Origin of the sequence: Bradyrhizobium sp. 159 (assembly GCF_023073795.1) — a bacterium.
Lineage (GTDB): Bacteria > Pseudomonadota > Alphaproteobacteria > Rhizobiales > Xanthobacteraceae > Bradyrhizobium.
Window position 1 is genome coordinate 1 of sequence record NZ_JADPKE010000013.1, and the last position, 8,609, is coordinate 8,609.

The 8,609-nt window shown below is 61.2% G+C and carries 5 protein-coding genes and 1 pseudogene; 2 read left to right on the forward strand and 4 right to left on the reverse strand.

The genetic code is table 11. The features are described 5' to 3' along the window. Positions 1–202: transposase domain-containing protein (locus tag IVA96_RS02245; protein WP_247415235.1), on the forward strand; the 202-nt coding region annotated here is incomplete at its 5' end. Between the two features lie 825 nt (positions 203–1,027). On the opposite strand, the gene istA is transcribed toward IVA96_RS02245, so the two are convergent. From istA to IVA96_RS02265, 4 genes and pseudogenes are all read right to left on the reverse strand, one after another. Next, on the reverse strand, positions 1,028–2,404 hold the full coding sequence (gene istA, locus IVA96_RS02250) for an IS21 family transposase (protein ID WP_247415237.1): 1,377 nt from the start codon (positions 2,402–2,404) through the stop codon (positions 1,028–1,030). Between the two features lie 434 nt (positions 2,405–2,838). Then, on the reverse strand, positions 2,839–6,168 hold the full coding sequence (locus IVA96_RS02255) for an adenylate/guanylate cyclase domain-containing protein (protein ID WP_247415239.1): 3,330 nt from the start codon (positions 6,166–6,168) through the stop codon (positions 2,839–2,841). A 390-nt stretch (positions 6,169–6,558) separates the two neighbouring features. Further along, the gene (locus tag IVA96_RS02260; protein WP_247415240.1) at positions 6,559–7,896 is read right to left on the reverse strand and encodes an extracellular solute-binding protein; all 1,338 of its coding nucleotides are present in this window, start codon (positions 7,894–7,896) and stop codon (positions 6,559–6,561) included. A 382-nt stretch (positions 7,897–8,278) separates the two neighbouring features. Further along, positions 8,279–8,416: pseudogene (locus IVA96_RS02265) on the reverse strand (IS5/IS1182 family transposase); the annotation flags it as partial. Between IVA96_RS02265 and IVA96_RS02270 the strand changes: the two are divergent. Then, positions 8,409–8,609 (forward strand): hypothetical protein (locus IVA96_RS02270; RefSeq protein WP_247415242.1); only part of this gene is annotated, 201 nt, incomplete at its 3' end. The pseudogene IVA96_RS02265 and the gene IVA96_RS02270 sit on opposite strands and share 8 nt — an antisense overlap.

The window sequence follows — 8,609 nt, forward strand, 5'->3', positions numbered from 1 at the left end:
TGCGCTCTTCGCGGGCCATGAAATCGGGGCAGAAAACTGGGCCATGCTGGCGTCGATAGTCGCTACCTGCAAGCTCAACAGCGTCAACCCGGCTGCCTACATCGCTGAAACACTCGAGGCGATCATCGACGGTCATCCCCATAGCAAGATCGATGATCTCATGCCGTGGCGATTCCGCAAAACGTCAACCCAGCCTCAATAGGGTCACGGCTAAGCGCTTACGAACGATCAACGCGGACCGCCGAAATTCCGCACGTCTTCAAGCAGCGCGCTGCTTTCTTATCGATGGGTCCTTGGAACTCGCTGAGTTGTCAGCTCTGTCATCTATAACGGCGCCAGCCAGATGAAGAGCACGCTTTCGTTGACTGGCCACTCGCGACCTTTGGCACCTCTTTCGCCATTTGACTGGCCCTCTGAATTGGAGCGCAAATGTTCGGAACACGCTCGCGCGATCGGTGAACTCAGCAGCCGCGGCAAATGTTCTTTAGCTTTGCGGCGGTTCGAGCTTCTTCCGCAAGGAATGGATCCTTGTCGCCTGGCGATGAGTCGAGACTGGTCTCGGCTGGCTTCCTCGTTTTTGGAGGAAAGGCCGCGTCGTAACAGGATAGGCGCGCGCTGGTGCTTTCGATCGCACGGCAGTTCGGCTCCGCCGCGAAAGCGGCTGGCGTAGCGGCGCCGATTGCCGAGGGTAGGAAAAGCGCCGCGATCCATGTGCCTGTTAGGGCCTTCTTCATGCCGAACCTCTCATTTCGATTTACTTGCCCAAGAGGGACGCTCGCCGGTCCAGGCCGGAAGAGCTTCCCATTCGGACCAACGCATCCGGCGCTCCTCGTCTCCGACCCTGACGAAAACAAAGGGCGCATCGTCCCGTCCCGTTTTCGAACCAACACAAGTTGCCGGAACCCCATAGGCATTCCTGATAATTGCTGCGTTTGCCATTTCCGACCCGTGTCTGGGGCCTGCCTTGTGTTGAGCTGCCCGGCCGCGATTGGAGGGACCTGCCGCTACAGAACGGCGGCGACAGCGATCAGCAGTAACAGGAAAATCGGCACCAATAACCATAGCGCTTGACCAGCCCGAGAATGCCGATGGCGGAGCGGAAGCCCTGTTCTGGATGCGGCCGCGAGCGCAGGATGACGTCGATCAGCGTCTCGGCATCAGGACCGACCTTGGCGGCTTCGGAACGAATGCGCTCATGGGTCCAGTCACGATAGCGGCGATGTGAGCTCGGCATGTGCTCGGGAATGGTCGTCGGGCGATGCGGCAGCATGCTGCGCAGATGCGAGGCAACGCGCTTGCCGCGGAGGAAAATCTCGACGGTCTTTTGGGTGATGCGAGCCTCGACCTCCTGATGCACGAGGTTGTGAGGAACGCTGTAGTAATGCTTGGCGATCTCGACGTGGTAATCGAGGTTGACCCGGCAGCGCTTCCACTGGGCATACTCGTACGGCTCATCCGGCAAGCGGGTCAGCGCCGGACGATCGAGCTCTTCGAACAGTTCGCGGCGACTTCGTCCCCAGCTGTGCAAAGGTCGATCGTTCAGCTCGACAAGAAGCGCGTGGATCGCCTCATTGAGGGCGGCAAGCGAGAAGAAGCGGCGGTTGCGCAAGCGCGCGAATCCATCGCCCGACGATTTGGACGCCGACTTCGACCTTGGCTTTGTCCCTTGGCCGATACGGCCGCGCCGGAACGATGGCGGTGCGGTAATGGCGGGCGAGATCGGCATAGGTCCGGTTGACCATCGGTTCGTGAAAGCAAGCCCGGGTGATGCCGCCCTCAGATTGTCGCTCACCGTCTGCCGGGCCACGCCACCGAAATAGGAGAATGCCCGAACGTGCGAGGCGATCCAGTCCGGCAGGCTCTGGCTGAAGCTGGCTTCGGCATAGGTGTAGTTCGAGGCGCCGAGCACGGCGACGAAGATCTGCATGCTGCGCACCTCGCGGCTGAGCCCGTCAACCACCTCCATGGTGTGGCCGGAATAGTCGACGAACAGCTTCTCGCCGGCGACATGGACCTGGCGCAGCGTCGGCTTGAGGCGGCCAGCCCATTCCTTGTAGCGTTCGCAGAACCACGCATAGCTGAAGCTGTCGGAGCTTGCGTCGCAATACTCCTCCCACAACAGCATCAGCGTAACGTTCCTCCGCCGCAGCTCGCGATGCGCGAGCGCCCAATCCGGATGCGGGCGCTCGTCGCTGGGCCGATCGGATGGTGGCGGATACAGGCGGTTCTCGAGCCGGACATCGTCATCCAGCTCCGGCGGCAACGGCCAGGTCAGGCCGGCGCGGCGGGTTCGGTTGAGGTACTTGCCGACCGTGCCCTGGGCCAAGCCCAGGCTGCGGGCAACGGCGCGTTGCGACATGCCGACGCTGTAGTGCAGGCGTAGAACTTCACGAATGTGGCGCATGGACAGTCTCTCGGTCGGCATCTCGATCCTCTGCGGTTAGGCAAAAGACCAAGCTACCCGGGTTGCAGACTGTCAGCGGTGCGCGCCTCCTGGTTGCCCCCGATCGCGATCGCTGGAAATAGCGATCACGATCGGCTGGAAATGGTGATCACGATGCTCTGGAATGGGTGATCACGATGGTCTGGAATCGGTGATCACGATCGGCTGGAACGCGCACCGATGCCCATCATGATCTTCAGTCCTGCCAATTAGACAGACTGAATCACTGATATCTCTGCGTCGCAACAGCCGCCTTTTTCAACAGAATCGGCCCGGTGGCGAAGTTCGGTTTGGCCCAGATATGATCTGCTGATGGGGGAGACCGGAAGTGACACGGCGCCTAACAAACCGGCGCTGTTGGCCCCGGAGCAGAAGTCGCAGACCTCCGTACTTTTCTAGGCCAACTCGGCAAGCAGGGCGGCGGCCTCTTTGACGTCCGTGGTATCGAACCCCTCGGTGAAACAGCCGTAGACCGGCGCCAGTAGGTTAAGGGCTTCGGTGTGCATGCTTTGATCGCGCCAGAGGCGGGCCGCGCTGGTGGCGGCGCGCAATTCCCAGAACCTCGCGCCCTGTTTCTGCGCCGTTTCAAGCGCGTGGTACAGCCAGCGTTCGGCATCGTGTCGATCGGACCTGGAAATTAGCGCATCCGCCATGAGGCGATACAGCTCCGCCTGATACCATCGCTCGTCGGTCCGCTTCACCAGCTCAAGAGCTTCATTTAATAAGCTCACCGCGTCGGCGCTTCGGTTCGCTCGCCTGTGCGCTTCCGCCAGAAGACCAAGATAGTAGGGCACCTTGATCTCGGCACCCGTCGTCCGCTTCGTTGCCAGACCCCACTGCATCCTGCTGATGGCAGCCTCGATAGATCCTCCTAGCTCGAGCATGGCCCATCCTCGGAAGCAGGTTCCTGATCCCACGAAGTGAGGAAAACCATGCTCGGTGGCAAGGGTCACGAGTTCCTCGGCTCGTTCCTCAAGGATCGGCCCGTCGCCGCGAAGTTGGTGAAAGGTACAATTGACGTGCAGAGCGAACGCCAACGTATAGGGCTGCGACAGCTCGCGCGCCCAAGCCAGCGCGCGTCGGCTTTGCGCCAGCGCCTGATCCGGTTGTCCCAGCACCAGAAGTGTCCAGGCGACGAAGCTCTCGCAGGTAACGCGGACGTCGTGGGGTGTCAGTTTTGGAGGTCGGTGCTCAGCCTCACTATAGAAGTGGGGCCATTGCCTCAGATGGTGGAGCGCACGATCGAATTCGGCGCGAAAGAAATGGCTGACGCCCAGACACCGGTGTGCGATCAGCTTGGCATCGCGATCATTTCGGTGTTCTGAAAGCACCGCCAACTCGTCCGCCAACTGATGGGCGGCGCAGATCTCCGCGCGATTGTGCAAGAACGAGTGGGCGCCGGCCCAGGCTCTCGCAAGCTGCGGCCCCTCCGGGGCTTCACGGCATAGCTCGCGGGCTCGGGCATACGCCTCGCCGGCCTGAGGCGATGCCCATCCCTTGGCCGCGGTTAGGGCCCCCGCGAGCGCGAGCTGAAGAGAAAGTTCGCTGGACCGTCGCTGCGGATTTTTCGGCAGGCTGGTCAGCAAGTTCAGCGCCTTGCCAAAGTGCGCCGCGGCCTCGGCCATCGTCGAACGTTGGACCGCCAAACGCCCAGCCATGTCCCAATACTCGATTGCTTTTTCCACGAGGCCGGCTACGGCACAATGCTGAGCCAAAAGCTCAGGCTGAGCCGCTACAACCTCCGGAAACCGGCGTTCCAGCGTGGTGGCGATACGGCCATGCAACTCCTGTCGTCGGCTGCGTAGCAGGGTGCTATAGGCGGCGTCCTGCACCAGTGCGTGCTTGAAGGTGTATGTGGCGTCAGGCGGTATCCCGCGCCGGAAAACCAGCTCCGCGCGTATGAGCTGCTCCAAGGCGCCCTCCAGCCGCGCTGGCGACATGTCGGCGACGGCACTGATAAGTTCGTGGGAAAACTGCCGCCCCAGCGTCGCTGCGATCTGTGCCACTTCTCGAGTTGGCGCCAATCGATCGAGCCGCGCCAGAAGCGAGGCCTGGAGCGTCGTTGGGATGGCCACTTGGTCTCCGCCATCGGTCATCCATCCGCTTTCGACGACAGACTTGGTCAGCTCCTCGATAAACAACGGCACGCCATCCGTACGATCAATGATCTGATCGGCGATCTCCTTGGGCAGTGTCTTGCCGCCGCTTACGTGCGCGATCATCTCGGCGCGGTGGCGAGGGGGCAAGCGGTTGAGACTGAGCAATGTCACATGCGGACGGCCGGCCCAGGGCGGCGTGAACTCGGGTCGAAATGTGAGAATCATCAGGACGCGCAGCGTCGCGGCCCGGTCGATCAGTAGATCCAGCGACTCCAGCGTGGTGGGATCGCTCCAATGGACGTCTTCCCATAGCATCAGTAACGGCTGCCGCGCCGCGAGTCCTTCGACCTGCGCTACCTGCACCTGAAGCGTTTTTGCCTTGCGCTTTTGCGGCGTAAGATTGAGCGGTGGGTAGCGGTCACCGGTCGGAATCGACAGTAGGTCCGCCAATAGAGGGACGGCTTCGCTCAGCTCCCTGTTTGCCAGAGCCAGCACCGTCACAAGCTTATCCAAGCGGGTCTCGGCTGTATCCTCCCGTCGAAATCCGGCCGCCTGCTCGAGCTGGGCGATGCTGGGATAGAGCGCACTGTGCTGGTGATGTGGCGAGCAGAAGAAACGCAACCGTATGTGCGGCTCTTCGCCCAACTGCGCCAGCAGGGTTTGTGCGATGCGCGACTTGCCGATGCCCGGCTCGCCGACGATCAGGACGACGGACCCGTCGCCGGCCTTTGCCTGCTCCCAGCGGCGAGTCAACAATGCGATCTCTTCCTCCCGACCGATCAATGGCGTGCTGACGGCGCGTAGGGCCTCGAAACGACTGGCGACCAGGCTCGCGCCCAAGACCCGCCAGACATGAACAGGATGGTCAATTCCCGCGACCGGCAATGTGCCGAGATCGCGATAGTCAAACAGGCCGCCAAGCAGGCGGCGCGTGTTGTCGGCGATGACAACCGTGTTCGGTTCGGCAAGCCCCTGAAGCCGTGCTGCGAGATTAGGGGTCTCACCAATGACCGCCTGTTCCTGAGCGGCGCCCTCACCAAGCGGATCACCGACGACGACGAGGCCCGTGGCGATACCGACGCGCACCTGCAACGAGTTCGCCTGGCCCGCATCGAGTTTGGCCACGCCTTCGATCAAGGCGAGGCCCGCACGCACCGCTCGTTCGGCGTCCTCCTCATGCGCCTGCGGGTAACCGAAATAGGCCAGCACGCCGTCACCGAGATACTTCGCAACAAAGCCACCGGAGCTGGTGATTACCTCGGCGCAACATCGGTGATAGCGGCCGATGATGTCGCGCAACTCCTCCGGATCGAGCCGCGCCGACAATGCGGTGGAACCGACGAGGTCGGCGAACATCACCGTGAGCTGACGGCGCTCGGCTTCGGAAGCCTTGCCGCCCGGGCGGTCAGGCTCGACCGAATGTTCGGTCATGTCGCGAAACTTTTCGGTTCGCAATGCGGCGATCGCGTCGAGGAGAATGCGGCGATGGCCGACCGCCGTCACGCCGAGGTCTCTGAGGTCCTCGGCGGTCAGCTTGGGGAGGCTTGCCTCATCGATCGCGTTTTCCCGGAATGCCTGCTGATAGCGTTCCAGGCCGAGGCCGCGCAGCCAGGCAGAGATATCCATGGCGTTCACACGCACACTAGGCCGCACTCACCGGTTATAGCAGCCACCGCGCCAGCCTGCGCCGGCGGTCAAGCCGCCCCACCAGAATGAGAAACTCAGTTTACTCCACCCCATAGCGAGAACCACGTTTTTTGTCTCGCAAAGCGCTGGTATCGAAGGACCAACGCCGGAGCGAGCCCGTGGGGCCCCTCACAGAAGGGCGCTGAGCATACGATCCCGCGCGGCGCTTCTCGTTCGCCGACACGGTAATCGGGTGAAACGTCTACGTCCGTTGTTGGACCCGAAGCCGAAGTCGGATTTTGATCGACGTGCGGACGGTTGCGCACATGAGGTGCGCGTTTGGCCACTTTCGAGTCGCTAAGTGGACCGACTCGCCGCCGCCTCCCATCGTCAGGTTCGCAGGAAGCCTTCGCACTCACCTTCCGCCCAGGCGAGGGTCTTCTCCATCGCCTCGCCCCCCGCGTAGCGTAGGCACATCTTGGTCAGCGTCGCCTGCACGTTGATTTGGTGTGCGACTCTTGGCGGGGCCGGCGAGGCTGCGATCGACAGCGTCTGATGGTTATAGGGATTGGGGTAATGATAGAGCGTGCCCTTCGGTGGCTCCGCTTCCGCCCAAACCTTTAGGGTCGTGAACTTCTCATAGGCCGGCAGATCATAGCCGCCGCTCGCGACCACCAGCTTCTCAATCGATGATGGCTGCGAGAGATGCGCGAGCAGGCTCTTGGCGGCTTCCTTGCGCTTCGAGAATGCCCAAATGGTCCAGAAAAAAGGCAGGTAGGAAGCGAAGCGGCCCTTTGGTCCCGCCGGGAAGCCGTGTGTCCAGCATTGTTCGGCAATCTGCGGTGCGTCGCGCCTGGCAACAGCCCAGGCGCTGGGCGGGTTCATGATCAGCGCGCCCCTGCCGGCAATCAGCCATTTGTTGTTGGAGGCGTCGTCCCACGCCGCTACGTCCGGCGGCAGGAAAGCGATCAGCTTCTTGTAATATTCGAGCGTTTGCCGAACCTCGTCGGTCTTGACGGTGAGGTTACCCTTTGCGTCGACGAGCTGCGCGCCGAACGACTGGAAGATTGTGCCGGCTGCAACCATGCTGTCGGTGGTCTGGCCTAGTCCGATGCCAAAGGGAAATCCGCCCTTGTGGCAAGCTTCCGCCGCCTTCAGGAACGTGTCCATCGTCCAGTAGTCGGCTTTTGGCGGACTTCCGGCCGGATACATTTCCTGTACGTCAATGTTAGCGTACTTCTTCATCAGGTCGATCCGGGAGCAGGGCGCCTGGATTTGGCTGCCGACACAGGCAGGAACCCCGAGCCACTTGCCGCCAGCTTGGCCGAGATAGTGGACAGCCTCGTTGACCTTGCCATTCTGCTCGATACTCCCCTTCATGATATCGTTGGCAGGCTCAAGCAGATGGCTATTTGCGTGCGGGTTCCAAGCTGGCATGGCCAGGATGTCGTGCCCGGATTTGGCTTGCGCCTCGGCCGAGATGGTCAGGAGAAGCTTATTGCCTTGGCTCGTGATGTAGTCGATCTGAACCTGGACCCTTTCCCTTTCAGCCCATTCATTGACGAGATCAGTCGAAGCCTTGTTTGCGCCTGGCACCCAATGATCCCAGAAACCAATCGACAGGTTACCGGCAGCGTGCGCGCCGCGTACATAAGGGGCAGCGACGAACGCTGCGGACGACATCGCGGTCGCGGTCACAAATTGTCGTCGAGAAAGGGTTCGTGACATTTGTTCCCTCCATGGTGTTGAGCCGGTTTGCTGGCTTAGTTTTGTGCCGCGGGCCCAAATCAGCGCTGCGCTCGAAAGAGCGCGCAGGCTTTGCAGAACCGAATGATTGCTCGAACAACTCCGCCGCAGTTGCATGACCTGCGGCGGGTATTATTGCTAAAATTCAACGCTTAAACTGGTAGCAGCGCAAGCGATGTAATCTGACATTCACGCTGTCCCAACGTCGCACCATTCTCTTTGATCTGATCGCTTCAGAACCGAAAGACGAAGATCCTATTACTCAATGGTGTGCTTCCGCTCGTGGCCGATTCCGTTGAAGAAGGCCGGCAGTATTTCGTTGTAATAGCTCCTCGCGACGTGGCCGGAACTGCTCTTACTGACCCTATGCGAGCCTCGGCCTGGGCATCGGGATCAGCTTGGCCATCTTTCGAAGGTTTTGGGCGGTGGCTGCGAGGATGAACTCGTCACGCGCGCCGTTTGGATCTCGTAAACGCAAACGGTCGAGCTAAAGAATGCGCTTCGCTCGCCTGGTGGGCCATGCAATCAAGCTTCCATCATACCGCTTGCCATTCCGGCTCCGCAAAGTGGCTGCGCGCCACGGAAGCGACGGACGCTTCTGTCCGCCGCTCATCGCGTCGTGGCGCGGCTATTTCTGCACAGCGAATACCCAGACCACCCCGCCTTGCGGCACGTTGTTTTCAACCCCGACGTTC